Genomic DNA, 24706 nt, shown 5'->3' on the forward strand with positions numbered 1-24706 from the left:
GTCACACCACCTCGTCCTCGTGCAGGCGGGCGCGCAGGGCGCGGACCGCCGTGTGCAGCCTGCTCTTGACCGTGCCCTCCGGAATGCCGAGCTCCTCGGAGATCCCGCGCACGGAAAGATCGGCGTAGAAACGCAGGACGAGGACCTGGCGCTGGGTGTCGGGCAGTTCGTCCAGGCCCTGGGCGACGGCCAGCGAGAGCACACTGGAGTCCTCGTCGGAGGGGTGCTCCAACTGCCTTAGCGAGGCCAGGCGTTCGCCGAGCCGCTCCTGGCGGCGCTTGGCCCGGTGCCAGTCCATCGCCAGGTTCGAGGCGACGACCGCCGCCCACGCGGACACGTCGCGCGGCGCCTCGTCCCCCTTGGCCGTGCGTTCCAGCAACCGCAGGCGGACCTGCTGCACCCCGTCCGGCAGGTCCGCCTGCGGTACGCCGCCGAGCGCGAGCACCGCCCGCACCCGGCGTTCCTGAGCCGCGTCCAGGGGGTCGTCCACCCCCTGTGCGCGGCGGCCTGTTCTGCGCAGCACAAGCCACCCCTCCCCTCCCGCGTTTCCTCTACGACGCGGCGGCGCGCCAAAACGTTCGGCCCGGTTCAAGGGACTTTTCAGGGACTTTTCGCGGACCCTCGGCCTCCGCTTTCAACTCATCTTCCCTCCCCCTCTCATCCCCCTCTGCTCTCATCTCCCTCTCATCGACTTCACATCATCTTCACTGCCACCATGTGTCCCATGACGATCATCACGAAGGGAGCCAACACCCCTGTCCCCGCAGGGCTGTTGCGTGTCGCTGTCTGCCGACGGAACGTTCCGGGCACTCCGGCCGTGGACGCCTCGGCGCTGCTGCTCGACGCGGCCGGCAAGGTACGCGGCGATGCCGACCTCGTCTTCTACAACCAGCCGGCGCACCCCTCGGGCGCCGTACGGCACATCGGGACCGCCGAGGGCGACGGGCAGCTCGCCGAGTGGCTGGAGCTGGACCTGCCCCGGGTCGAGCCCGACGTGCAGCGGGTGGTGATAGCGGGGTCCTGCGACGGCGGGACCTTCGGCGCCGTACCCGGGCTCGCCGCGCAGGCGCTCAACGGCGACGGGGCGGTGGTGGCGCACTACGAGGTGACCGACGCATCGAGCGAGACCGCCTTCGTGCTGGGTGAGTTCTACCGGCGCAACGGGGAGTGGAAGTTCCGGGCGGTGGGGCAGGGGTACGCGTCCGGCCTCGCGGGGCTGGCGACGGACTTCGGGATCGCGGTGGAGGAACCCGCGGAGCCCGCGCCACTGAACGCCGTGCCCGCGACGACGGCGGGACCGGTACCGCTGGACGCCGTGCCCTCGAAGACGGCTGAACCGTTGCGGACGGGACCAGTGCCGGCGGGACCGGTTCCGGTGGACTCCGTGCGCCCGGTGCCGCAGGACGCCGCCCCGTTCCCGTTCGGGCCCGGGTTCGAGCCCGTCGTGCAGCGCGGCCGTGGTCAGGGCGTCATCACCGTCGGCAGGTCCGTCCCTCCCGGCCCCGTGATCGTCGAGGCCTGGCACGAGGGCGAGGGCTACTTCTACGCGTACACGCTCACCAAGCGCAACAAGGACGACAAGCTCGTCTTCAACAACACCATGACCGACTTCCGCGGCCGCGCGCTCGTCTTCCAGGACGACGACCGGCGGCTCCGGCTGCGGGTCACCGGCGACAACGACTGGACGGTGTCCGTCCAGCCCCTGTCGGTGGTACGCCACCTCACCGGCACCGTGCAGGGCCTCGGCCCCGAAGTCCTCGCGTACACAGGTACGGAGGCCGACGTCGACGCGGAGTTCTCCGGCGGCGACGACGGGGACAGCTCGTTCGTGGTCTGGAGCGCGGACGCGCACAACCTCCGGGGTTCACATGACCTGGTCTTCAACGACGTCGGACGGCTGCGGCAGACCGCGCCGCTCCCCGGGGGCCCGCTCCTGCTGCTCGTCGAGGCCGACGGCCCCTGGCAGCTCACCGCCCGCCCCCTGCCCGCCCTCGATCCCGGCCCGGCCCATGCGTCCGAGCCGCCCGCCGTCGTCGTACCCGAGACACGGCCCGTCCAGCCGTACGCGGGTGGCAGCGACGGCGTGAGCAAGGACGAGCGCCCGGCGAAGGGCCTCCTCGGCCGCCTGGGCCGTACCAAGGACCAGGCCGAGCACTCGGGCCGCGGCGAGAAGACGGTCACGCTGGCCAACCCGGAGCCGGGGCGGCCCGCGCTCCTCGAGTACTCGATCAAGGACGACGACGGGTACAGCAGCTACCGGATCGAGCTGCTGGACGAGTACGACGACACCGAGAAGTTCATGGAGTCGTCCACGCACGGAACGCACGGCCGCGTCCTCCTGTTCGGCAAGGGCGAGAGCGAGGTCCGGCTGCGGCTGGAGCGGGTGGGCTCGTGGAGCCTGCGTCTGCTGCCCGTCGAGGAGACGACACCGCTGACCGGGAAGGCGGAGGGCAAGGGCAGCACGGTGTTCCGCTACACCGGTCCGCCCGCGGTGCATTCCCTGCGCCGTCTCACCCGGGACGACGACTGGCTGGACACCTGGACCGTCCAGGCCGACGGCAAGAAGTCGATCAGCGCGAGCACCGCGGGGCGGCGCCGGCCCGTCGTCGGTCCCCTGCGGGTGTCGGCGGACGGATACTGCTACCTCGTGGTCACCGCCCGCCACTCGACCGGCTGGCAGATCGAGCCGGCCGCCCTCGACACCGTGCCTGCGTTCGACGGCAAGGTGTCGGGACAGGGCTATGCGGTCGTACGTCACACCGGCCCGGCGGCCGAGATGATGGTCCGGTACGAAGCGCGCGGCATGATCGACCTCATCGCGCTCTGGGAACTCGACGACCGCCTCGAACCGATACGGCGGATCAGCATGGCCGTCGGTCTCCAGCCCATACCGCAGGGACTCGTCCAGGTCAGATGCGGCGGCGGCAAGTGGAGCATCGAGGCGCGCGGCTGATTCCGCCGCGGCCACCCCCTCCCTCGGCCCGGAGTCGTACGTCACACCGCTCCGGGCCGCGGGACGGCACCCGCCGTACGGCTTGCGGTCCGGGGCGGGCGGCGGGCGGGTTTCTTCGGACCGGCGGGAGTCGTCGCCGGACGATCGGAACGGGACCGGCCTCCCCCCGCGTCCCACTCCTCGGGCCGCGCCGCGAAAGAATTGGACACGCGGGCCGGGGTCGGACGCATCATGGAAACGCTGGACCACGTAAAACGCACGCAAAGGGAGTCGCCGTGAAGGTCGGAATCGTCGGAGCCACCGGTCAGGTCGGGACAGTCATGCGCAGGATCCTGGTCGAGCGGAGCTTCCCGGTCGACGAGCTGCGTCTCTTCGCCTCGGCCCGCTCGGCCGGGACGGTGCTCGACGGCGTGACGGTGGAGGACGCGGCGACGGCCGACTACTCCGGCCTGGACATCGTCCTCTTCTCGGCGGGCGGCGCGACCTCGAAGGCACTGGCCGAAAAGGTCGCCTCGCAGGGCGCCGTCGTGATCGACAACTCGTCGGCCTGGCGCAAGGACCCCGAGGTCCCCCTCGTCGTCTCCGAGGTGAACCCGCACGCGATCGCCGACCGGCCCAAGGGCATCATCGCGAACCCGAACTGCACCACGATGGCCGCGATGCCGGTCCTCAAGCCGCTGCACGCGGAGGCGGGACTGGAGGCGCTGGTCGTCGCCACCTACCAGGCAGTCTCCGGCTCCGGTGTCGCCGGCGTGGCCGAGCTGCACGGTCAGGCGCTGAAGGTCGTCGCCGACGCCGACAAGCTGACCCACGACGGTGCGGCGGTCGACTTCCCCGAGCCGCAGGTCTACAAGCGCCCGATCGCCTTCAACGTGATCCCGCTCGCCGGTTCCATCGTCGACGACGGTCTGAACGAGACGGACGAGGAGCAGAAGCTCCGCAACGAGTCCCGCAAGATCCTGGAGATCCCCGGTCTGAAGGTCTCCGGCACCTGCGTCCGCGTGCCGGTCTTCTCCGGCCACTCCCTCCAGGTGAACGCCCGCTTCGCCCGTCCGCTCTCGGCCGAGCGTGCCACGGAGCTTCTCGCCGGCGCCCCCGGTGTGATCCTCTCCGACATCCCGACGCCGCTCCAGGCCGCCGGCAAGGACGCCTCGTACGTCGGCCGCATCCGCACCGACGAGACCGCCGAGCACGGCCTCGCCCTCTTCATCTCCAACGACAACCTCCGCAAGGGCGCTGCGCTGAACGCCGTCCAGATCGCGGAACTGGTCGCAGCCGAGCTCAAGGGCTGACACCACCGGGGGCTGGGGCGGGCCGATTTCGCCCCCGCCGCCCCTACCCGTCCCATCCCGTACCTGGGGGCTGCGCCCCCAGACCCCCCTAAAAGACTGCGCAGTTCCCCGCGCCCCTGAAAAGACTGGGGTTGTTCGTCGTCTGCGGGCCGGTGGGGGCCGTTCGCGCAGTTCCCCGCGCCCCTTTTAGGGGCGCGGGGAACTGCGCAATCTTTTAGGCGCGCCCCCACCCACCCGCACCCGACACACAACCCCCGGGGTCGAAGGGGCGGAGCCCCTGGGGATGGGACGGGTAGGGGCGGCGGGGGCGAGAAACCGGGTAGCGTCACGGCGTCCCCGAGTGACGTAAATCCCGGAGGGTCCCCGTGGTCGTGGATGTCGCGTGCCGGAGTTGTGGGAAGCCGCTGCCCGGCCGGGAGGGCCGGAAGGGCCGGAGCTCGGTGTACTGCTCCGCCGCCTGCCGGCAGAAGGCGTACCGGGAGCGGCAGACGGCCCCCGCGGACACCGTGCAGGGCCTCATCGACGACGTCGGCCGCCAGGTCGAGGCACTGGTGCCGCAACCACCGTCCGTCTTCTACTCCGGAGTGAACGAGCTGGCCTCCTCCGTCGGACGCCTGCGCCGCATCGCCCGCGTAGCCCGCGACACCGCGAACGAAGACCGGGAGGGACGGGAAGGCCGGCAGACTTCCGTCACGAAAGCCCCCGTTACGAAAGCGCTCGTTACGGACGCGCCCCATACGAAAGCTCCCGTTACGGAAGTCGCCCTCGGCGAAAGCGACTTCGCCGCGCTCGTCGAGTCGTACCGGAGCGAGCTGCGCGTCCACTGCTACCGCATGTCCGGCTCGTACGACGACGCCGAGGACCTCGTACAGGAGACGTTCCTGCGGGCCTGGCGGGCACGGGACGGCTTCGCCGGGCGGGCGAGTCTGCGGACGTGGCTGTACCGCATCGCCACCAACACCTGCCTGGACTTCCAGCGCCGCACCGCACGCCGCCCCCAGCGCTACGAGCCGCTGCCCGGCATGAACCACGGCAGCGGCGCCGAACCCCCGGCCCGCATCACGTGGCTCCAGCCGTACCCCGACGAGGACCTGCCCTCCGCGGACGACCAGCCGGACGCCCGCGCCGTCTCGCGGGAGACCCTGGAGCTCGTCTTCCTCGCCGCCATCCAGCATCTGCCGCCCCGCCAGCGCGCCGTCCTGGTCCTGCGCGACGTCCTCGGGCTCCCGGCCACGGAGACCGCCGAGGCGCTGGAGATGACGGTGGCCTCGGTCAACAGCGCGTTGCAGCGGGCCCGGCCCACCCTGCGCGACCATCTGCCCCACCGCCGCGCCGACTGGACGGCCGAGGCGGACGCCCGCGAACGCGAGATCCTGCGGCGCTACATGGCCGCCGCGGAACGCCTCGACCTCACCGAGGTCACCACCCTGCTCAGCGAGGACATCAAGCTCACGATGCCGCCGAACCCGTTCTGGTTCGTGGGCCGTGAGGCGCTCGTCGAGTTCCTGTCCGTCAGCCTCGACCCCGCGTCCCCGATGTTCCTCGGCCACTGGCGCCACCTGCCCGCACGCGCCAACGGGCAGCTCGCGGCGGGAGGTTACGTGCGGCGCCCGGGTACGACCGTCTATCGCGCCCAGGTCCTCGACGTACTCCGCATCGAGGGCGACCGCATCGTGGAGATCACCTCTTTCGAACCGCACCTCTTCCCGGCGTTCGGCCTGCCACTCCGGCTCCCTGCCGACCGATGAGTGAGGGAGGGCTCGTACGTCTTCATGAGTGACACGTACGACCTACCGAACTTTTCACGGAGAGAAGGAGAGATCGTCATGATGCTCACCGACAAGACCGCGGTCATCTACGGCGCCGGCGGATCCATCGGCGGCGCCGTCGCCCGTACCTTCGCCCGCGAGGGCGCCCGCGTGCACCTCGTGGGGCGTACGGCGGAGACGCTCGACGTGGTGGCCAAGGACATCGCGGCGGCGGGCGGGCACGCCGAGACCGCGGTGCTCGACGCCCTGGACGAGACGGCGGTGGAGGCGCACATCGCGTCGCTGGACGCCGTCGACGTCTCGTTCAACCTCGTCACGCGCGGCGACGTACAGGGCATGCCGCTGCTCGACATGCCCGTGGACGACTTCGTACGGCCCGTCGTGACCGCCGTCCACGCCCAGTTCATCACCGCCCGCGCCGCCGCCCGCCGCATGGCCGAGCGCGGCTCCGGCGTGATCCTCACCCTCAACAGCGGCTCGGCGCACGGCAGTCCGATGATGGGCGGTACGGGGCCCGCGGACGCGGCGATGGACACGCTGGTGCGGAACCTGGCGATGGAGCTGGGCCCGCGCGGGGTCCGGGCCGTGGGCCTGTGGGCGGCCGGGGTGCCCGAGACGCTGACCCGGGAGAAGCTCGCCGCGGTCGACAGCGCCATGGTCCTCGATGACGCGGCCCTGCAAGGCCTGCTCGCCAACCTGGCGGGCATGCGCATGACCCGTCGCAATCCCACCCTCGCCGAGGTCGCCGCCACCGCCGCCTTCCTCGCCTCCGACCACGCCGGCGGAATCACCGGCACGTTCGTCAACGTCACGGGCGGGATGGTCCCCCACTGACCCTCCGCTCACGCCGGCCGCGCCACCATGTGCGGGCCCAGAGCACATGCACTCCGCCGAGCGCGACGACGACGGCCGTCGCGTCCAGGCGCTGCGCGGTCGAGTGGCCGGGGCCCAGGCGGGTCACCGCGCGCGCGAAGAGCGTGATGTCCGCGGGCAGGGTGACGGTGGCGAGGAACGCGAGACACAGCGCGGTGCCCACGACGAGCACCACGCTGTACGCGCGCACGGCCCGCCGCTCGTGGGCGGGCAGCTCGCGGCTGGGGTCCACGGCAGTTGTACGTCGGAACACGCGCCGGGCCGCGTACTTCGTGTACGCCACCCCGTCCCCGTACAGATCGCGGCAGCCCGTCACGTCCTGGAGCACGAAGTACAGGTCCGTGCGCATGAAGACCATGAGCTGGAAGGGGAGGGGGAGCAGAGCGAGGAGGGTGACGGCGGCGAGGATCCGCCGGGCCGTGCCGTCCGTGGCACCCGCGGTCAGGGCGGCCACGGACGCGACCGTCAGGTTGGTGGCGATCCCGGCGAGGTAGGCGGTCAACCGGTGGCGGCGCGGGGCGAGTTCGATGCCGCTGATGTCCGTCTGCATGACCAGGAACTGCAGCCGGGTGCCGAGGCGCATCCGGCCGGCCACCCCCGTCGCGCGGGCGGCCACCAGATGCGCGCACTCGTGGAGCAGCAGCAGCGTCCAGCCCACGCCCGCGCCGAGCGCGATCACCGCGCTGCCGTGCGGGCTCCAGAGGAGGGTGCGGTAGCCGAGCGGTACGGGCGGGCGGGTGAGGAGGGCCGCCGTGATCAGCAGGCCGATGAGGACCGGGACGACGGGGCTCAGTACCCAGCGCACATGCCGGGGCCGTATCCGGGCGAACGTCGGTTTCGGCGGGGCGGGTTGCGGGACCTCCCGGCCGTCCACCTCCGCGACGAACCCGAGCCCGAGCAGTGCCTCCACGAAGTCCGGTACGTCGATGTCGTCGCCGGTGGCCTCCCGCAGCCGCTCCCCGACCTCGGCGGCGCTCAGCCCCTGCCCGAGCAGGTCCAACGCCTGCTTGCCGATCTCGGGCAGGGCGACGAACTGGCCGGTCGCCATCCGTCCGACGATCCATTCGTCGCCGTCGGGGCGGGAGTCGAGCGCGTGGAGGCGTACGCGGTTCACTCGCGCGCTCCGTCCGCTGCCTGTTCATCCTGTGCAGCCTGTGCGCCCTGTGCGCCTTGTTCCGCCTGTGCACCCCGTTCAGCCTGTTCACCGCACGCCGGGCAGTCCAGGTGCCGTGGGGTGCGCTGATGCACCGGATCGCCCGGCAGCATCAGGTTCACTCCGAAGCGGAAGCCGGGGTCGAGGGCCGGGACGCCGGTCAGCAGGGCGAGGGCCGCGTGCGCGAGGAGGCCGCCGGAGAGCCCGGCGGTGACCGCGGTCGCCGGGTTCCACGGCATGCGCGGGGAGGCGACCTCCGGGTCCTGGCCGGGCGCGAGGCGCAGATCGCGGCGGGCGGCCTCCCCGGCCCGCAGACACTCCCAGCAGGCGCCCCGGCCGGGCACGTACACGCCCGCGGTCACCAGGGGGCCGCGGTAACCGGCGTCCGCCCAGGGGAGGTTCGCGGCCAGGCAGACCCGGTTCGCCCAGCGGCGGATGGCGTCGGGACGGTCGGCGGCGAGGACAAGGAGGTCGTAGGCGGCGGCCCCGCCCCTGTCGTCCCGCCTTGTGCCCACCAGCCCCGCCAAGTCCCCTCCCCTGCCCTCGACTTCGCTCCCCGCACCCACCAGCTCCGCCAAGTCCCCCGGCCCTCGTACCTCCCGCCGCTCCCCCGTGACCGTCACGTCCGAGTTCAGCGCCCGTAGCGTGGCCACCGCCGCCTCCACCTTCGGGCGGCCGATGTCGGACTCACGGAACAGGGGCTGGCGGTTGAGGTTCGAGAGCTCCACGACGTCGGGGTCCACGCAGTGCAGATGGCCGACGCCGGAGGCGACCAGGCTCTGCGCGGCGTAGCCTCCCGTGCCGCCGACGCCGATCAGCAGCACGCGGGCCCGGCGCAGCCGGAGTTGGGCGTCCCAGGGGCTGGTGCGGGGGCCGAGGTCCATCCAGCGCAGCAGCGGCACCCCGCGGCTGTAGCGGACCCGCTCCCGCTCGGGCACCGGCACGGTCGCCCCCGCGTCGTCCACGAACCCGGCGGCGAGCAGGTCCGCCATCGCCTGGCGGGCGTCGTCGCCGGGGAGTCCGGGGTGGGCCCGGAGCACCTCGTCGACCACCCCGGAGGGTCCGCGGGTGCCGTCCATCGCCTCGACCAGCGTCCAGACCCAGCCCTCGGGGTCCGCGATCTCGGCGCCGATGCCGTGGATGACGCTGCCGATGCGGACGTTGCCGTCGACCGTGCGGTAGGCGCGGTGCTCGGGCTTGATCCGGGGCCTGCCGAGCGCTTCGACCGTCACCGTCTCCGCCTCCGTCACCAGGGCCCCTCCCTATTACAGGAACATGCCTTGACACTCTGGTCCCACAAGTCGAGCCTTGACAAGACGCGGTCGGCGATCGCGTCCTGACGCTCAACACCCTTACGTGAGAAAGGAGTTGGCGTGCCTACCAAGATCGTGATCCGTCCGTTGGACAAGAAGGAGACCACGGGCGACAGCAGCGGCGGCAACGGCGGCTGACCGAGAGGAGCCCAGCCATGGCCACCAAGATTGTGATCCGCCCGTTGGACAAGAAAGAGACCACCGGCGACAGCAGCGGCCCCAACGGCGGCTGACCGAGAGGAGTCCGCATGCCCACCAAGATCGTGATTCGCCCGCTGGACAAGAAAGAGACCACTGGGGACAGTAATTCCTCGGGTGCCTGAGTAACGTCTGAGCGGAGGACCAGCGTGCGGACACCGCTCCATCCGGTCCTGCCGACCGTCGACGAACTGGAGCGGCGGGCCCGCGCGCTGGTCACCGCGGCACCCGGGGTGCTGCGACTGCGCTCCGTCGGCGAGAGCCGGGCCGGGCGTCCGCTGTGGCTGCTGTCCGCCGGGCGAGGGGACCGGCAGATCCTCACCGTCGCCGGCGCGCACGCCAACGAGCCCGTGGGCGGGGCCTCCGCACTCCGCCTCGCCAGGCTGTTCGCGCACCGGCCGGAGGCGCTCGAACGGCTCGGCTGCACCTGGCACTTCCTGCTCTGCCTCGACCCGGACGGCGCCCGCCTCGCGCACGGCTGGACGCCGGAGGAGCCGAAACCGTCCCTTGAGGAGTGTCACCGGCACTTCTACCGGCCCGCGTTCGCCCGTCAGCCGGAGTCGCTGCCCGCGCCGGGCGAGGAACGGGAGCCGCTCCCCGAGTCGGCAACGCTCGTGCGGCTGCTCGACGAACTGCGGCCGGTGGCGCAGTTCACCCTGCACGGGATCGAGGTCGGCGGCGCCTTCGTGATGCTGACGAGGAAGGTGCCCGGCGTCGCCCGCGCCTTCCGGGAGACGGCGGCGCGGCTGCACATCCCCCTCGACCGCCACCCCTCCGACGGCCCCGACTGGCACCTCGACCCGCCCGGTGTCCTGGTGCTCCCCGGTGACCACGGCTCGGGTGAACGCGACCCGAGCGGCTTCGTCGCCGAGAGCACCTGGCTGTACCCCCGCCGGTACGGCACCCTGACCGCCCTGGTCGAGACGCCCGCCTGGTGCGCGCCCGCGGTGAGCGACGCGCGGCCCGCCGCCGCCCCGGAACGGGAGATCGCGCGGGTGGGCGAGGTGCTGCTGGGGCAGACCCGGGAGCTCATGGCCGTGCTCGACGGGTGCGAGGGTGCGGTCGCCGCCGTGCCCGAGGAGCTGGCGCCCCTGCGCGACGCCGCGCGCGAACTCATCGACGTGGCACCGTCGATCGTCGACAGCTGGGCCTCTGAGGAACAGAGCGCGTACCGGGGCCACTTCGCGACCCTCGGCATCTCCGCGCGCCGTATCCCGCTGCGCGCGGCGGCCATGCTGCGCCGGGCCCTCGCCCGCACCGACCCCGAGGCCGCCGGCACCCTCGCGAACCTGGTGCGCGAGTGGTGCCGGGAGCTGACGAAGGCGTACGACCTTCGGTGGGTGCCCGTCTCCGCGCAGACCGGGCTGCACGTACGGACGATGATCGACACCGCCCGCCTGGTGTGCGCGACGGGCGGGTGACCGATCCGGTCACCCGCCCGCCACAGCCACTGCTCAGGCGTTCGCCGCCCGCGCGTCGGCCGCCTGCGCCTTCAGGGCCCGCTCGACGCCCGAGCGGGACTCCGAGATCAGGCGCCGCAGAGCCGCGTTGGGCTCGGCGGAGGCCAGCCACGCGTCCGTCTTGGCGAGGGTCTCCTCGGAGACCTGGATCGACGGGTAGAGGCCGACGGCGATCTGCTGGGCGATCTCGTGCGAACGGGAGTCCCAGAGTTCCTTGACCACGGCGAAGAACTTGTCCGTGTACGGGGCGAGCAGCTCGCGCTGGCCGGTCTGCACGAAGCCGCCGATCACCGCTTCCTGCACGGCGTTCGGGAGCTTGTCGGACTCCACGACCGAGGCCCAGGCCTCCGCCTTCGCCTCCTTGGTGGGTCGGGCCGCACGGGCCGTGGCGGCGTGCCGCTCACCCGCCGCCGTCTTGTCACGCTCGTACTCGGCGGCGATCTCCGCGTCGTCGAAGCGTCCGACCGCCGCGAGCCGCTCCACGAACGCCCAGCGCAGCTCGGTGTCGACGGCCAGGCCCTCGATGGTCTCGCGGCCCTCCAGCAGCGCCTCCAGGAGGTCCAGCTGCTCCGGCGTACGGGCGGTCGCCGCGAAGGCGCGCGCCCAGGCCAGCTGGTGGTCGCCGGCGGGCGTGGCCGTGCGCAGGTGCGCGAGCGTCGCGTCCGTCCAGCGGGTCAGCAGGGCCTCGCGGGCGGCCGGGTCGGCGTACAGCTCGATCGCCAGCTTGACCTGGCGCTGGAGCGACTGCACGACACCGATGTCCGACTCCTTGCCGATGCCGGACAGCACGAGGGACAGGTAGTCGCGGGTGGCCAGTTCGGCGTCGCGGGTCATGTCCCAGGCGGAGGCCCAGCACAGGGCGCGCGGGAGGGAGGACTGGAAGTCGCCGAGGTGCTCCGTCACGAAGGCCAGCGAGGCCTCGTCCAGGCGGACCTTGGCGTACGACAGGTCGTCGTCGTTGAGCAGGATCACGTTCGGGCGGCGCTTGCCGACCAGCTGCGGTACGGCGGTCAGCTCGCCGTCCACGTCCAGCTCCAGGCGCTCGTCGCGGACCAGCTTGCCGCTGTCCTCGTCGAGGTCGTACATGCCGACCGCGATGCGGTGCGGGCGGAGCGTGGGCTCGCCCTTGGCGCCGGTGGGCAGGGCCGGGGCCTCCTGGCGGATCGCGAAGGCCGTGATCACGCCGTTGGCGTCCGTCTCGATCTCCGGGCGCAGGATGTTGATGCCGGCGGTCTGCAGCCACTTCTGGGACCAGGTGCCGAGGTCACGGCCCGAGGTCTCCTCCAGGGCGCCCAGCAGGTCGGACAGGCGCGTGTTGCCGTACGCGTGCGCCTTGAAGTACGCCTGCACGCCCTTGAAGAACTCGTCCATGCCGACGTACGCGACGAGCTGCTTGAGGACCGAGGCCCCCTTCGCGTACGTGATGCCGTCGAAGTTGACGAGCACGTCGTCCAGGTCGCGGATCTCGGCCATGATCGGGTGCGTCGACGGGAGCTGGTCCTGCCGGTACGCCCAGGTCTTCATGGAGTTGGCGAACGTGGTCCAGGAGTGCGGCCAGCGCGAGTCCGGGGCGTACGCCTGACAGGCGATGGACGTGTAGGTGGCGAACGACTCGTTCAGCCACAGGTCGTTCCACCACTCCATGGTCACGAGGTCGCCGAACCACATGTGGGCGAGCTCGTGCAGGATCGTCTCGGCACGCACCTCGTACGCGGCGTCGGTCACCTTGGACCGGAACACGTACTGGTCCCGGATCGTCACCGCGCCCGCGTTCTCCATCGCGCCCGCGTTGAACTCCGGCACGAAGAGCTGGTCGTACTTCTTGAACGGGTACGCGTAGTCGAACTTCTCCTGGAACCAGTCGAAGCCCTGCCGGGTGACCTCGAAGATCGCGTCCGAGTCCAGGAACTCGGCGAGCGAGGGACGGCAGTAGATGCCGAGCGGGACGGACTGCCCGTCCTTCTCGTACACGCTGTGCACGGAGTGGTACGGGCCGACGATCAGCGCGGTGATGTACGTCGAGATCCGCGGCGTCGGCTCGAAGGCCCAGACGTCGTCCTTGGGCTCCGGCGTCGGCGAGTTGGAGATCACGGTCCAGCCGCTCGGCGCCTTCACGGTGAACTGGAAGGTGGCCTTCAGGTCGGGCTGCTCGAAGGACGCGAAGACGCGACGGGCGTCCGGGACCTCGAACTGGGTGTACAGGTAGGCCTGCTCGTCGACCGGGTCGACGAACCGGTGCAGACCCTCACCGGTGTTGGTGTACGCGCAGTCCGCGACCACGCGGAGCACATTGCGCCCCGCCAGCAGACCCGGGAGCGCGATCCGCGAGTCCTTGAAGACCTCGGCGGGGTCGAGCGCGTCACCGTTCAGGGTGACCTCGTGGACGGTCGGGGCCACCAGGTCGATGAAGGACTCCGCGCCGCTGTTCTCGACATCGAAGCGCACCGTGGTCACGGACCTGTAGGTGCCGCCCTCCTGCGCGCCGGAGAGGTCGAGATCGATCTCGTACGAGTCAACGGTGAGCAGCGATGCCCGCTGCTGCGCCTCTTCGCGGGTCAGGTTTGTGCCAGGCACGCGGTCATCTCCTCGTTATGTGTGGGTTGCGCCATCCTTCCACGGGACCTGCACGGAACGCGATGTCCGTTTTCCGCCGGTGGACGGGCGGGGCGGGCGCGAGTCTGGACGTATGACGACGTACACGGCACGCCCCATCGGGCCGACGGCCCTGAAGGAACTCCGCGACACCGACGACGCGGGCCGCCCGGCGGCCCCCTTCACCGACGACGAGGGCGGCGCCCCGCTCCGCTGCTGTCTGCGCCGCAGCGAGCCCGGGGAGCGGATCGCCCTGGTCTCGTACGCCCCGCTGCGCCGCTGGGCGGGCGAGACGGGCGCCGAGCCGGGCGCGTACGACGAGCAGGGGCCGGTCTTCGTCCACGCGGACGACTGCGCGGGCCCGGCCACGGGCGCGTACCCGTTCACGGGGGCCCACCGCACGGTCCGGCGCTACTCGGCCGAGGGGCGCATCCTGGGCGGACGTCTGGTGGAGGCCGAGGACGCCTTCGAGGCCGCGTTCGCCGATGCCTTCGCCGACCCGGCGGTGGCGTTGGTCCACGTCAGGGCGGTGGAGTACGGGTGCTTCCTGTACGAGGTGCGCAGGCCCTGAGCTCAGCGGCCGAGCCCGGCCGCCGCCTCCCGGAGCGCCCCCAGGACGCATCCCACGGCGGCCCCTTCCTCCGCTCCCCTGCGCACCGCCGCGACCACGTGCCGGTGCGGCCGCTCGCCCGCCAGTTCCCGCATCACCACGCCCTCCCGGCGTACGGCGGCCATCCGCGGCACCAGCGCGACGCCCATCCCCGCCTCGACCATCGCGAGGATCGCGGTCCATCCGGCCGCGGAGTGCCCCTGATGCGGGCTGAACCCGGCCGCCTCGCACGCCCCCCGCGTGATGTCCGACCAGGGCCCGCTCCCCCCGAAGATCCACGACTCGGCGGCGAAGTCGGCCAGCCGTACGACCGGGGCGGCGGCGAGCGCGTGCCCGTACGGGAGGGCGAGGTCGAGCGGGTCGGCGAGCAGCGGGACCCGGGTGAAGCGGGGGTCGGCGGCGGACGGGGCCTGCGCGGCCAGCGACAGGGCGAGGTCCACCGCTCCGGCGCCGAGCAGCTCGTACGCCTCAGCCGCCTCGGCCTCCCGGACCTGTACGAAGATCCCGGGCCGTGTCGCGCGCAGCGCCCGCACGGCCGGTACGACGAGCGCGGGCACGGCGGTGGAGAAGGCGCCGACCCGCACCTCCCCGGCCTCCCCGTGCGTGTACGCGGCCAACTCGGCGTCGGCCCGCTCCAGTTGCTCGAACACGGCGGCGGCGTGCCGCAGTACGAGCTCCGCCGCGTCGGTGAGCCGTACGCGCCGCCCCTGTGCCTCCAGCAGGGTCACCCCGAGCTGTTTGGCGAGGTTCGTCAGCTGCTGCGACACGGCCGAGGGGGTCATCAGCAGCGCCTGGGCGGTGGCGGTGACGGTTCCGCGCTCGCGCAGCGTCCGCAGGATCTCCAGCTTCCTGATGTCCCACTTGTCGTACTCGGCCATGGCGGCAACCTATCCCGCCGGCTCGTGGGCGCCGTCCGGCGGTTCAGCGGGTCCTGGGGGCGGCGCCCAGGACGACTCCGCCCAGGATCAGGGCCATGCAGAGGAGTTGCGGCCAGGTCGTCCGCTCGCCGAGGAGGGCGTAGGACAGGGCGGCCACGAAGACCGGCTGGAGGTAGTAGACCGTTCCGGCGCGGGCCGCGCCGATGAGGGAGATGGCCTTGTTCCAGGCGAAGTAGGCGACCGCGGAGGAGGCGACCCCGACGTAGAGGAGGGGGCCGACGGTGGCGGGGGTGGGGGCGAAGGTCCCCTGGGCCGTCACGCTCAGCGCGTACGCCGGGAGCAGCATCGCCGTGCCCAGGGCGAAGGTGGTGAACAGGAAGGCGAGGCCGGTGAGTTCGGCGGGCCGCCTGCGCAGGAGCGCGCTGTACGACGCGAAGCAGGTCGCCGCCGCGATCATCCAGAGGTCGCCCGCGCTGAAGTCCCCCGACGCCACCGACCCCTTGCCCACCAGGAGCACGACTCCCACGCAGGCGATCAGCATCCCGGCGGTACGGCGCGCTCCGAGGCGTACGCCGCCGACCCGTTCGTACACCGCCATCAGGACCGGCGACGCGGCCATGATCATGCCCATGTTGCCGGCGGAGGTGGAGACGCCCGCCTGGTTGACCAGGGTGTTGTAGACGGTGACGCCGAGGAGGGCGGCGAGGAGGAGATGGCCGAGGCGACGGCGTACGAGCGCCCGCTGCCGCCAGGCCTCGCAGGCCGCGAACGGGGTGACCGCCACCAGCGCGACGACCCAGCGCCAGAACGCCTGCTGGACGGGCGGCACGCTGTCGTGCAGGGCGCGCGCGGCGACGAAGCTGCCGGACCAGACGACCGTGGCGACGGCCGCGAGGGCGATACCGAGACCGGTGGCCCCCTTTCGCGCCGTCGTGCGGGTCACGCTGTGCGTACGCGTCCGGTCCAGGACTGCCACGGATATCCCTTGCCTCTCGGTAGTGGTCGGGGGGAGCTGCCCGACTACCGTCGCAAGGCGGGAACTGTCACGTCCATCGAATCTTTTCGACCATTCCTTTCAGCAGAACTGAACGATTCGGTCTCGGCGGCGGTGGCGGTGGCGGTGGCGGTGGCGGTGGCGACAGTCACGGTCGTACGCGGCTTGAGCCGCCCCACGTTCCCCATCTGCCCGAAGACCGTCGCCCCGAACGCCAGCGCCATGCCCGCCACCTGCACCGTCGTCAGCGTCTGCCCCAGCGCCGCCCAGCCGATGACGGCCGCGGTCAGCGGCGAGAGCGGGCCGAGGAAGGTGACCTGCGTGGCGGTCAGGCGGCCGATGCCGCGGAACCAGAGCCAGTACGCGACCGCCGTGTTCGCCAGCGCGAGGTAGAGGTAGCCGCCGACCGCGCGGCCGTCCAGCGCGGGCGGCGCACCCTCGACGAGGAGGGCGACCGGCGCGATCAGCAGTCCGCCGGCCGTCAGCTGCCAGGCGGTGAGCGCCAGCGGGCCGACCCCGTCCGGCCGCCCCCACCGCTTGGTGAGCACGGTGCCGGTGGACATCGACGCGGTCGAGGCGAGCGCCGCGAGGACACCCACGAGGTCGAGCGCGCCGGCCGCCTTCAGTACGACGAGGCTGACCCCGAGGGCCGCGGCGACACCCGTGAGGATCGTGCGGAGGGTCGGCCGGTCACCGAGCAGCAGCACCGAGAGGCCCGCCACGAACAGCGGCCCGATCGAGCCGACCACCGCCGCCATACCGCCGGGCAGCCGGTACGCGGAGAGGAACAGCAGCGGGAAGAAGGCACCGATGTTCAGCGCACCCAGCACCACCGCCTTGCCCCACCAGACGCCACGCGGCAGCACCCGGGCCAGCGCGAGGAGCAGCAGCCCCGCGGGCAGGGCACGCATCACCGCCGTGAACAGGGGGCGGTCGGGCGGCAGGAACTCGGTGGTGACGGCGTAGGTGCTGCCCCAGGAGATGGGGGCGAGCGCGGTGAGGGCTATGAGGGCGGGGCGGGTGGAGCGCGTGGAGCGGGCGGGACGGTTCGCGGCCATGAGGGCACCCGATTCGAAGTGGGCCTGCGGAAGCGGGACGGCAAGAAGTAGGTCAGCAGGAAGTAGCTTACTCCTAAGCTACTTTTCGTCAAGCTACTTTCTTGCGGCCGACCGACCCGCGGCGGATACTCGCCCCATGAGCACTCCCAAAGACCCCGTCGACGCGATCATCGGGCAGTGGGCCACGGTCCGGCCGGACCTCGACACCGCCGCGATGGAGGTCTTCGGCCGGATCTTCCGGCTGGCGCGCGCGATGGGCGACCGGATGGAGAAGGCGTACGCGCGCTACGGCATCTCGCGCGGGGAGTTCGATGTGCTGGCGACGCTGCGCCGCTCGGACGCCCCGTACGCGCTCTCGCCCCGGCAGCTCTCGGCGACGCTCATGCTCACCACCGGCGGGATGACCGGGCGCCTGGACAAGCTGGAGCGGGCCGGACTGCTCCGCCGCTCACCCGATCCGCACGACCGGCGCGGGCTCCAGGTCACGCTCACCGACGAGGGTCTGCGGCTGATCGACGAGGCCGTCGGAGCGGGGCTCGCCGTCCAGACGGAGGCCCTCTCAGCCCTCGACGAGGACCAGGCCGGCCAACTCGCCGGTCTCCTGCGCCAGTTGCTGGCCGGCGCCACCGACTAGTCTGCCCGCGCCCGACTCGCCCACCGCGGCGGCCAGCGCCGCCTCGACCGCCGCCGCGTCCGGGGTCTCCGCGGCCCAGGCCACATATCCGTCGGGCCGCACGAGCACGGTCGTACGCCGGTCGCTCGCCCAGCGCTCGACGGCGAGGCGGTCGGCGCGGTCCCCGGCGTCGTACGGCCGAGGGGCGATCAGTACGAACCTGCCGCCGCGCAGGGCCTCGTAGAGGCGGCCGCTCTTCAGGGCGACGTCCGGGACGCGCGTGCCGACCAGGCGGTGCGCGCCGCGCGGCGCCCCGTACGCGTAACCGATGCCCGTGATCTGGCCCGCGGCCTTGCGACGGGCGGGGCCGACGCGGTTGAGGAACGCGGTGATCCCGGCGCGCAGCGCCAGCGTCCAGGGGTACTTGGCCATCGCGAGCCGTACGATGCCGCCGCTGCTGCGCAGCACGGACTTGCCGACGGGGTGGCGCTCGGCCTGGTAGGTGTCCAACAGGGCGGTGTCCGCGTGCCCGTTGAGGACGGCCGCCAGCTTCCAGCCGAGGTTCGCCGCGTCCTGGAGACCGGTGTTCATGCCCTGGCCGCCGGCCGGGGTGTGGACGTGGGCGGCGTCCCCGGCGAGGAAGACGCGGCCCACGCGGTAGGCGGGCGCCTGGCGCTCGTCGCTGTGGAAGCGGGACATCCAGCGGGCGTCGCGCATGCCGTAGTCGTGGCCGAGGGCGAGCCGGGCGATCTCCTTGACCTCGTCGAGTTCGAGCGGCTCACTGTCGGGGACGTCGCGGCCGCGGTGCCAGCCGATCACCCGGTAGTAGCCGTCGCCGAAGGGCGCGATGAAGGCGAAGGCGTCGCCGACGGCGTTGGCGGTGAGCACCGACTCGGGCTCCTCGTCGAGCCGGACGTCCGCGAGGACGACGGACCGGATGACCGACTTGCCGGGGAACGGCAGCCCGACCGCCGCGCGCACCGCGCTGCGCATCCCGTCCGTCCCGACGGCATACGCGGCCGCCAGCGTCTCCGACTCGCCGTCCGGGCGCCGGACTTCGAGCGTCACCCCGTCCGCGTCCTGGCTCAGCCCGGTGACCTCGCTCTCGTACCGGAACCGCACTCCGGCCTCTTCCGCCCGCCGCAGCAGCGCCTTCTCCACCTCGTACTGCGGGATGACGAGGAGGTGGTTGAAGCGGGAGGGGAGGGTGTCGAGCGCGATGGTGAGTCCGCCGAAGAGACGGATGCGGTCGAGGGGCCGGCCGCTGAGCTCCAGGCCGTCGGCGAGGCCGCGGGCGTCGAGCTGCTCCAGGGTGCGGGCGTGCAGGACGAAGGCGCGGGAGAGGTTGCTGATCTTGTGCGGGCGCTTCTCGACGAGGGTGACGGGGACGCCGGCGGTGGCAAGGTCGCCGGCCAGCAGCAGCCCGGTGGGGCCGGAGCCGACGACGATGACGTCGCGGGGAGCGGTGGGGCCCGTGTTGCGCACGGTGCTGGTGGTGTCCGTGTCGCGCACGGTGCGGGTGGTGTGCGTGTTGCTCGTGTTGCCGTTCATGGCGGCCTCCTGATGCCAACGTCTGCTGGTCAACGCTCGCTTGCCAACACTTGTTGGCCAACGTCTGTTTGCCAACATACGGTGACCCCATTGGACTGTCAACACGTGTTGGCCTACGCTTGTTGGCATGGCAGTCAAGGAACACCAGCCCTCCGCCTCCGCCGCCGCGCCCCGCCGCTCCGACGCGACCCGCACCGCGATCCTCGCCGCGGCCCGCGAGCGCTTCGCGGCCGACGGCTACGAGCGGGCCACCATCCGCGCCATCGCCAAGGACGCACGGATCGATCCGTCGATGGTCATGCGCTATTACGGCTCGAAGGAGGGGTTGTTCGCCGCCGTGCTCGACGTCGATCTGCGGATGCCCGATCCGGCGGGCCTCGACCGGCACGACATGGGCCGCGTCCTGGTGAGCCACTTCCTCGACCTCTGGGAGGAGAACGAGGCGCTCACCGCGATACTCCGGGTCGGCGTCACCAATCAGGCCGGCGCCGAGCGCATGCAGGCCATCTTCCGCGACCAGCTGGCGCCGTTCGCCGTGCGCGCCTGCCCCGACCCCGAGCAGGCTCCCGCACGGGCCGCGCTGTGCTCCTCACAGCTGCTCGGGCTGGCGCTCGCCCGCTACATCCTGCGGTTCGGGCCGGCCGTCGCGCTGAGCCGCGGGGAGATCGTGGCGTGGCTGGGCCCGACGGTGCAGCGGTATCTGACGGCGCCGAACCCGTAGAACGCGGGCACCCGCGCATTCACGGCGCGTTCACGTACCCGCGGAAACAGGTCGAGGGAGCCGGCGCACCCAGCGGGTGCACCGACTCCCTCGACCGAAAGAGTGAGTGAGAGCGGAGCGGGATCAGCTCTGCTTCTGCCGATCACGGGACTTGTCCAGGCCCATCACGAGGCCCGCGATGATCAGGAACAGCACGATCGGCGTCACGACGTAGAGACCCAGCGTGTTGATCACGCTGAGGCCCTGGCCGGGGTCGTCACCGTCGTCGCGGGTCAGCGCGAGCGCGGGGGACGACATGAGCAGCATCATCAGCGTCGTACCGGCGGCCAAAGCGCCGGCGCGCAGGGCGTTCTTCTTGTCCACGGTGCAAACGTAGCGAACACCTGAATGAGTCGCGCGCCCGGGGTGCCGTACGGAGGTACTACGGAGGTACTCAGCGCTCCGCGCGACCACCCCCGCGGTCCCCGCCGCCGCGGTCCCCACCGCCCCCACCGCCCCCGGAACGCGCCCGCACCACCTCGATCAGCGCGTGCAGCCTGGGCGACGCGGCCAGTTCCTCCAGCGTCACCGGGCGGCCCTCGGCGTCCGCCACAGGCAGGCGCCAGTTGGGGTACTGGTCCCAGGTGCCGGGCAGATTCTGCGGGCGGCGGTCGCCGATCGCGTCCGGCAGCCAGACGCCGATCATGCGGGCCGGGGTGCGCAGCAGGAACCGGTGCACGGCCTGGATCTCGGCCTCCTCCGACACCGCGGGGCAGCCGCCGCTCGCGCAGTGCAGCAGCCCGAGCCGGGTGAGCAGCGTCAGCCACTCCCCCGTGTCCGCGGCGGCCGCGGCCCGTTCCTCCTCCAGGGATCCGGTCAACAGGCCGAGCCGGTCGCGGAGTTCGACGTGGTCGCCGGTGAGCCGGGCCGCGGTGGGCGGCAGATCGTGGGTGGTGGCGGTGGCCAGGCAGTCGGCGCGCCAGCGCTCGGGGGGAAGGGGCTGTCCGTCGCCGTCCCAGTCGCGTTCGAACCACAGCACCGAGGTGCCGAGCACCCCGCGCGCCTGGAGCGTCTCGCGCACGCCCGGCTCCACCGTGCCGAGGTCCTCGCCGATCACCAGCGCCCCGGCCCGGGAGGCCTCCAGCGCCAGGATCGCGAGCATCGCCTCGGCGTCGTAACGGACGTATGCGCCCTCCGTGGGCGGCCGGCCCTGCGGGATCCACCAGAGCCGGAACAGGCCCATGACGTGGTCGATGCGCAGGGCGCCCGCGTGCCGGAAGAGGGCGCGCAGGAGACGGCGGTACGGGGCGTAGCCGGACGCGGCGAGCCGGTCCGGGCGCCAGGGCGGCAGGCCCCAGTCCTGGCCGCGCGCGTTGAAGGCGTCCGGGGGTGCGCCGACCGACATGCCCGCCGCGAAGTACTCCTGCTGCGCCCAGGCGTCGGCACCGTCCGGATGCACCCCGACGGCGAGATCGTGTACGAGGCCCACGGCCATGCCCGCGTCGCGCGCGGAGCGCTGGGCGGTGGCGAGCTGGGCGTCCGTGAGCCAGGCGAGCCGGGTGTGGAAGTCGACGCGGTCCATCAACTCGCCGCGGGCCCGGGCGGTTTCGGACGAGCGGGGGTCGCGCAGGCCCTGGGGCCAGGTGTGCCAGTCGGAGCCGTACACCTCGGCGAGCGCGCACCAGGTGGCGTGGTCCTCCAGGGCCTCGCCCTCCTCGGCGAGGAAGTCGGCGTACGCGGCTCGCCTGCCGGGCCCGAGGGGCACCGCGCGCACCAGTTCCAGCGCCTCGCGCTTGAACTCCCAGACGGCGTCGCGGTCGATCAACGCGCCTTTGTGCAGCACGGATTCACGCAGCCGCTCGGCGCGCTCCAGCAGCGTACGCAGCCGGTCGGGCTCGTCGGCGTACGCGAACTCGGGGATGTCCTCGACCCGCAGATGCACCGGGTCGGCGAAGCGGCGGGAGGAGGGCCGGTACGGGGAGGGGTCGGTGGGGGCGCCGGGTACGGCCGCGTGCAACGGGTTGACCTGCACGAAGCCGGCGCCGAGCGCCCGGCCCGCCCAGGCGGTCAGCTCACTGAGGTCGCCCAGGTCGCCCATGCCCCAGGAGCGGCGGGAGAGGAGGGAGTAGAGCTGGACGAGGAGGCCGTACGTGCGTCCGGGCGGCGTGGGCAGCCGGGCGGGGGCCACGACGAGGTGGGTGTCGGCGGTGCGGCCGTCGGGCGCGGTGGCGTGCAACGCGTGGACGCCGGGCGGGAGTTGTTCGGCCGAGGCGCGCGTCTCGCCCTGTTCGGTGGCGATACGGAGGCGGGTGCCGTCCGGCAGTCCGGCCAGCTCGGCGGGGACCTGGCCGCCCCAGCACACCACGGTCGGCGGCAGCAGCCGCTCCCGCGTCCCGGCCTCCCGTGCGGCGAGGGCGGCGCTCACGGCGTCCGGGGAGCTCGCGTCGACGCCGAGCGCGGCCAGGGTCGCGACGAGCGCGGTGTCGTCGGCCGCGACCGTACGGTCCGGGGAGGGGCTGTAGGAGCTGGCGACGCCGTGCAGTTCGGCGAGCCGGGACAAGGGGGTCTGTGGCACCTGGGGCGCCGTCTGCGGTGGGTCGGCGGACCGACGAGGTGCCATCTAGACCCCCGGAGCGACGCCGGTGGAGGTGGGCTCGCTCGTCAGGTGCGCGGCCTCGGCCAGCGGCGGCTCGCTGGTCAGGGGTCCGGCGTCGGGCAACGGAGGCTCACTGGTCAGCGGCGCCTCCGCACAGGCGCCCTCCGCGCTGAGCAGACACAGATGGGCGCCCTCGGGCTCGACCGGCGACTCCGCCTCGCGTTTGGAGCGGGCCGAGAGAAGAAGGTGTCCCGATGCGGCCACGGGGGCCTCCTTGTCGAGTGCGTCGTGTGTCGAATGCGTCGTGTGTCGAATGCGGGTTACCGCAGCCCTACCCAGCGGGCGCGACGGCAGACGTCCCCTGACGAACAACGTGCTCCCGGTCACATTCTGTTCCCCTTCGACAACCCCAGGCTGGGGCAGACAAGACACTTCGGCCACCCTTGCCGACACCGGCCGTCGCGTTCGGCCGCGGAGTGAACCGATCGGCCCGAGGGGGTCGATAGACGGGGTGTGAGACTGTTCCGCCCCATGGGGGGCCACCGGGAGGACGACACGGACGCGGCGCTGCTGCGGGCCGTGGCGGACGGCGACTCGGCGGCGATGGCCGCACTGTACGACCGGCACGCCGGCTGGCTGCACCTGCGGCTGACCCGGCGGTGCGCCGATCCCGAAGTGGTGCGCGAGGTGTTGCAGGACACCTTCGTGACCGTCTGGCGGTCGGCCGGCGCGCACCGGGGCGCGGAGGCCGGCGGCTGGCTGTGGACGATCGCGGCGCGGCGTCTGGTGGACGCGCGGCGGGTGCAGGAGCGGGCGGCGCGCGTGGAGTACGCGGCGCCGGCGCCCGAGCCCTCCGCGGAGGAGAGCGTGCTGACCGGGCTCGAGTACGGAGACGTGGGTTCGGCCCTGGACCGTATCTCTCCCGAACTGCGCGAGGTGCTGCGGGCCACGGTCGTCGACGGCCTGACCACGCGCGAGACCGCCCGTCTCCTCGGCATCCCGGAGGGCACGGTCAAGACCCGCGCCATGCGCGCCCGCGCCGAACTCCGCGCGGCCCTCGCCCATCTGAACCCATCCGTGAACCCATCCATGAACCCGTCCCTGAGCGCACCCCTGAATTCAGCGCTCGGCACCTACCTGAATCCGTCCTTGGCACCGACCCCGCTGGGAGGTCCGGCATGACCGGCTGGCACGCCCCCGACGACCTCGTCACCCGCTATGCGGACGGCTCCCTCCCGGAGACGGACGCCTGGTCACTGGAGAAGCACCTGGAGAGCTGCGGGCCGTGCGCCGCACGGGTCTCGCACGCGGCCCGCGCCGGGGCGGCCGGGGTGGTGCTCGCGCAGGTGCGGGACGCGGTCCTGCACGCGGTACGCGAACCGGCACCGACCACCGCACGGGCCTCGGCTCCCGCCCCCACCCGGCTTCCCGCTCCCACGCGAGCCGCCGGGGGACGGCTCACACGGATCGTCTGGGCCGCCGGGCCCGCCCTGCGCGGGGCCTGGGCCGGGGCCGTGGTGCTGGTGGCCGTGGGGGCGGCCGCGCTCGCGTACGGGGGCGGGGCGGCCGGCGCGCGGCCACTGCTGCTGGCTGTCGCGCCGGTCGTACCCGTGACAGGCGTCGCCCTCTCGTACGGACGGCACGCCGATCCACTCCACGAGATCGTCGCGACCTCCCCGTCCGGCGGACTGCGCCTTCTGCTGATGCGAACGGCCGCCGTGCTGGCGGTGAGCCTGCCGTTGCTGACGGTGGCGGGGCTGCTGCTCCCGCCCTCCGGCCCGCACCTGCCCGCGGCCCCGGCGGCGGCCACCTGGCTGCTGCCCGGCCTTGCCCTGACGCTGGCCTCGCTCGTGCTGTCCGGGTACGTGGGCTGCCGTACCGCGACGGCGGTGGTCGGCGGCGGCTGGCTGCTCGCGCTCGCGGCCCCCGTCCTCACGGCCACCGGCACCGGTCTGACGGCCCGTCTCGTACAGCAGCTCTCCCTCTACTTCACCGGCGCCTCACCCCAGGCGGGCTGGGCGGCGGCTGCCGCACTCTGCGCCCTCCTCCTCGCCGCGCGCCGTTCCGCGTACGACCGTCTGGAGACGATGTGAACATCGCTGG

Annotated in this window: 21 protein-coding genes; 10 read left to right on the forward strand and 11 right to left on the reverse strand. The window is 72.6% G+C overall.

What is annotated here, in order from left to right; genetic code table 11:
• Nucleotide 1 precedes the first annotated feature (1 nt).
• Nucleotides 2–523, reverse strand: coding sequence for a sigma-70 family RNA polymerase sigma factor (locus OG975_RS16735; protein WP_330304606.1), 522 nt, complete (start codon nucleotides 521–523; stop codon nucleotides 2–4).
• A gap of 201 nt (nucleotides 524–724) precedes the next feature.
• Between OG975_RS16735 and OG975_RS16740 the strand changes: the two genes are divergently transcribed.
• The 4 genes from OG975_RS16740 to OG975_RS16755 all read left to right on the forward strand — a co-directional run bounded on the left by OG975_RS16740 (nucleotide 725) and on the right by OG975_RS16755 (nucleotide 6848).
• Complete coding sequence (locus OG975_RS16740; protein WP_406330019.1) at nucleotides 725–2953, forward strand: TerD family protein; 2229 nt, start codon at nucleotides 725–727, stop codon at nucleotides 2951–2953.
• A 275-nt stretch (nucleotides 2954–3228) separates the two neighbouring features.
• Nucleotides 3229–4245: an aspartate-semialdehyde dehydrogenase gene (locus OG975_RS16745; RefSeq protein ID WP_406330021.1), complete on the forward strand. Its 1017-nt coding sequence runs from the start codon at nucleotides 3229–3231 to the stop codon at nucleotides 4243–4245.
• A 365-nt stretch (nucleotides 4246–4610) separates the two neighbouring features.
• The gene (locus OG975_RS16750; RefSeq protein ID WP_406330023.1) at nucleotides 4611–5993 is read left to right on the forward strand and encodes a sigma-70 family RNA polymerase sigma factor; all 1383 of its coding nucleotides are present in this window, start codon (nucleotides 4611–4613) and stop codon (nucleotides 5991–5993) included.
• A 78-nt stretch (nucleotides 5994–6071) separates the two neighbouring features.
• On the forward strand, nucleotides 6072–6848 hold the full coding sequence (locus OG975_RS16755) for an SDR family NAD(P)-dependent oxidoreductase (RefSeq protein WP_406330025.1): 777 nt from the start codon (nucleotides 6072–6074) through the stop codon (nucleotides 6846–6848).
• Here OG975_RS16755 and OG975_RS16760 read toward each other — a convergent pair.
• Entirely contained in the window at nucleotides 6823–8001 is a 1179-nt protein-coding gene (locus OG975_RS16760; RefSeq protein ID WP_406330027.1) for a hypothetical protein, read from the reverse strand. The two genes, OG975_RS16755 and OG975_RS16760, sit on opposite strands and share 26 nt — an antisense overlap.
• Entirely contained in the window at nucleotides 7998–9290 is a 1293-nt protein-coding gene (locus OG975_RS16765) for a HesA/MoeB/ThiF family protein (RefSeq protein WP_406330028.1), read from the reverse strand. Before OG975_RS16765 ends, OG975_RS16760 begins: the two co-directional genes overlap by 4 nt.
• 410 nt (nucleotides 9291–9700) lie before the next feature.
• Here OG975_RS16765 and OG975_RS16770 point away from each other — a divergent pair, with 410 nt between their 5' ends.
• The gene (locus tag OG975_RS16770; protein WP_406330030.1) at nucleotides 9701–10972 is read left to right on the forward strand and encodes a M14 family zinc carboxypeptidase; all 1272 of its coding nucleotides are present in this window, start codon (nucleotides 9701–9703) and stop codon (nucleotides 10970–10972) included.
• Between the two features lie 33 nt (nucleotides 10973–11005).
• On the opposite strand, the gene pepN is transcribed toward OG975_RS16770, so the two are convergent.
• Nucleotides 11006–13585 (reverse strand): aminopeptidase N, encoded by a 2580-nt coding sequence (gene pepN, locus OG975_RS16775; protein ID WP_406330032.1) that lies wholly within the window; start codon nucleotides 13583–13585, stop codon nucleotides 11006–11008.
• A 112-nt stretch (nucleotides 13586–13697) separates the two neighbouring features.
• On the opposite strand from pepN, the gene OG975_RS16780 reads away from it, so the two are divergent.
• Nucleotides 13698–14174 carry a DUF1203 domain-containing protein gene (locus OG975_RS16780; RefSeq protein ID WP_406330034.1) on the forward strand — a complete coding sequence of 159 codons (477 nt, stop codon included), beginning with the start codon at nucleotides 13698–13700 and terminating at the stop codon, nucleotides 14172–14174.
• A gap of 2 nt (nucleotides 14175–14176) precedes the next feature.
• On the opposite strand, the gene OG975_RS16785 is transcribed toward OG975_RS16780, so the two are convergent.
• Genes OG975_RS16785 through OG975_RS16795 form a run of 3 tightly spaced genes read right to left on the reverse strand, consistent with a single transcriptional unit; the run spans nucleotide 14177 to nucleotide 17143 of the window.
• Entirely contained in the window at nucleotides 14177–15091 is a 915-nt protein-coding gene (locus OG975_RS16785; protein ID WP_406330036.1) for a LysR family transcriptional regulator, read from the reverse strand.
• Nucleotides 15092–15134: 43 nt separating this feature from the next.
• Nucleotides 15135–16058 (reverse strand): DMT family transporter, encoded by a 924-nt coding sequence (locus OG975_RS16790; protein ID WP_406336293.1) that lies wholly within the window; start codon nucleotides 16056–16058, stop codon nucleotides 15135–15137.
• Nucleotides 16059–16111: 53 nt separating this feature from the next.
• A complete protein-coding gene (locus OG975_RS16795) occupies nucleotides 16112–17143 on the reverse strand; it encodes an EamA family transporter (RefSeq protein WP_406330038.1) in 1032 nt (343 codons plus the stop codon).
• 136 nt (nucleotides 17144–17279) lie between these two features.
• Between OG975_RS16795 and OG975_RS16800 the strand changes: the two genes are divergently transcribed.
• A complete protein-coding gene (locus tag OG975_RS16800) occupies nucleotides 17280–17777 on the forward strand; it encodes a MarR family winged helix-turn-helix transcriptional regulator (RefSeq protein ID WP_406330040.1) in 498 nt (165 codons plus the stop codon).
• On the opposite strand, the gene OG975_RS16805 is transcribed toward OG975_RS16800, so the two are convergent.
• The gene (locus OG975_RS16805) at nucleotides 17703–19307 is read right to left on the reverse strand and encodes an FAD-dependent monooxygenase (protein ID WP_406330042.1); all 1605 of its coding nucleotides are present in this window, start codon (nucleotides 19305–19307) and stop codon (nucleotides 17703–17705) included. The genes OG975_RS16800 and OG975_RS16805 overlap by 75 nt on opposite strands.
• Nucleotides 19308–19434: 127 nt before the next feature.
• On the opposite strand from OG975_RS16805, the gene OG975_RS16810 reads away from it, so the two are divergent.
• Nucleotides 19435–20028 (forward strand): TetR family transcriptional regulator, encoded by a 594-nt coding sequence (locus tag OG975_RS16810; RefSeq protein WP_406330044.1) that lies wholly within the window; start codon nucleotides 19435–19437, stop codon nucleotides 20026–20028.
• A 123-nt stretch (nucleotides 20029–20151) separates the two neighbouring features.
• On the opposite strand, the gene OG975_RS16815 is transcribed toward OG975_RS16810, so the two are convergent.
• From OG975_RS16815 to OG975_RS16825, 3 genes are all read right to left on the reverse strand, one after another.
• Nucleotides 20152–20391 carry a hypothetical protein gene (locus OG975_RS16815; protein WP_406330046.1) on the reverse strand — a complete coding sequence of 80 codons (240 nt, stop codon included), beginning with the start codon at nucleotides 20389–20391 and terminating at the stop codon, nucleotides 20152–20154.
• 70 nt (nucleotides 20392–20461) lie between these two features.
• Nucleotides 20462–22627 carry a 4-alpha-glucanotransferase gene (malQ, locus tag OG975_RS16820; protein ID WP_406330048.1) on the reverse strand — a complete coding sequence of 722 codons (2166 nt, stop codon included), beginning with the start codon at nucleotides 22625–22627 and terminating at the stop codon, nucleotides 20462–20464.
• A complete protein-coding gene (locus OG975_RS16825; RefSeq protein WP_406330050.1) occupies nucleotides 22628–22867 on the reverse strand; it encodes a hypothetical protein in 240 nt (79 codons plus the stop codon).
• Between the two features lie 267 nt (nucleotides 22868–23134).
• Here OG975_RS16825 and OG975_RS16830 point away from each other — a divergent pair, with 267 nt between their 5' ends.
• Complete coding sequence (locus OG975_RS16830) at nucleotides 23135–23785, forward strand: RNA polymerase sigma factor (protein ID WP_406330052.1); 651 nt, start codon at nucleotides 23135–23137, stop codon at nucleotides 23783–23785.
• Nucleotides 23782–24696, forward strand: coding sequence for a zf-HC2 domain-containing protein (locus OG975_RS16835; protein WP_406330054.1), 915 nt, complete (start codon nucleotides 23782–23784; stop codon nucleotides 24694–24696). Before OG975_RS16830 ends, OG975_RS16835 begins: the two co-directional genes overlap by 4 nt.
• The last annotated feature ends 10 nt before the right edge of the window (nucleotides 24697–24706 follow it).

It is taken from the genome of Streptomyces sp. NBC_00203 (genome assembly GCF_045206325.1).
GTDB lineage: Bacteria > Actinomycetota > Actinomycetes > Streptomycetales > Streptomycetaceae > Streptomyces > Streptomyces lutosisoli.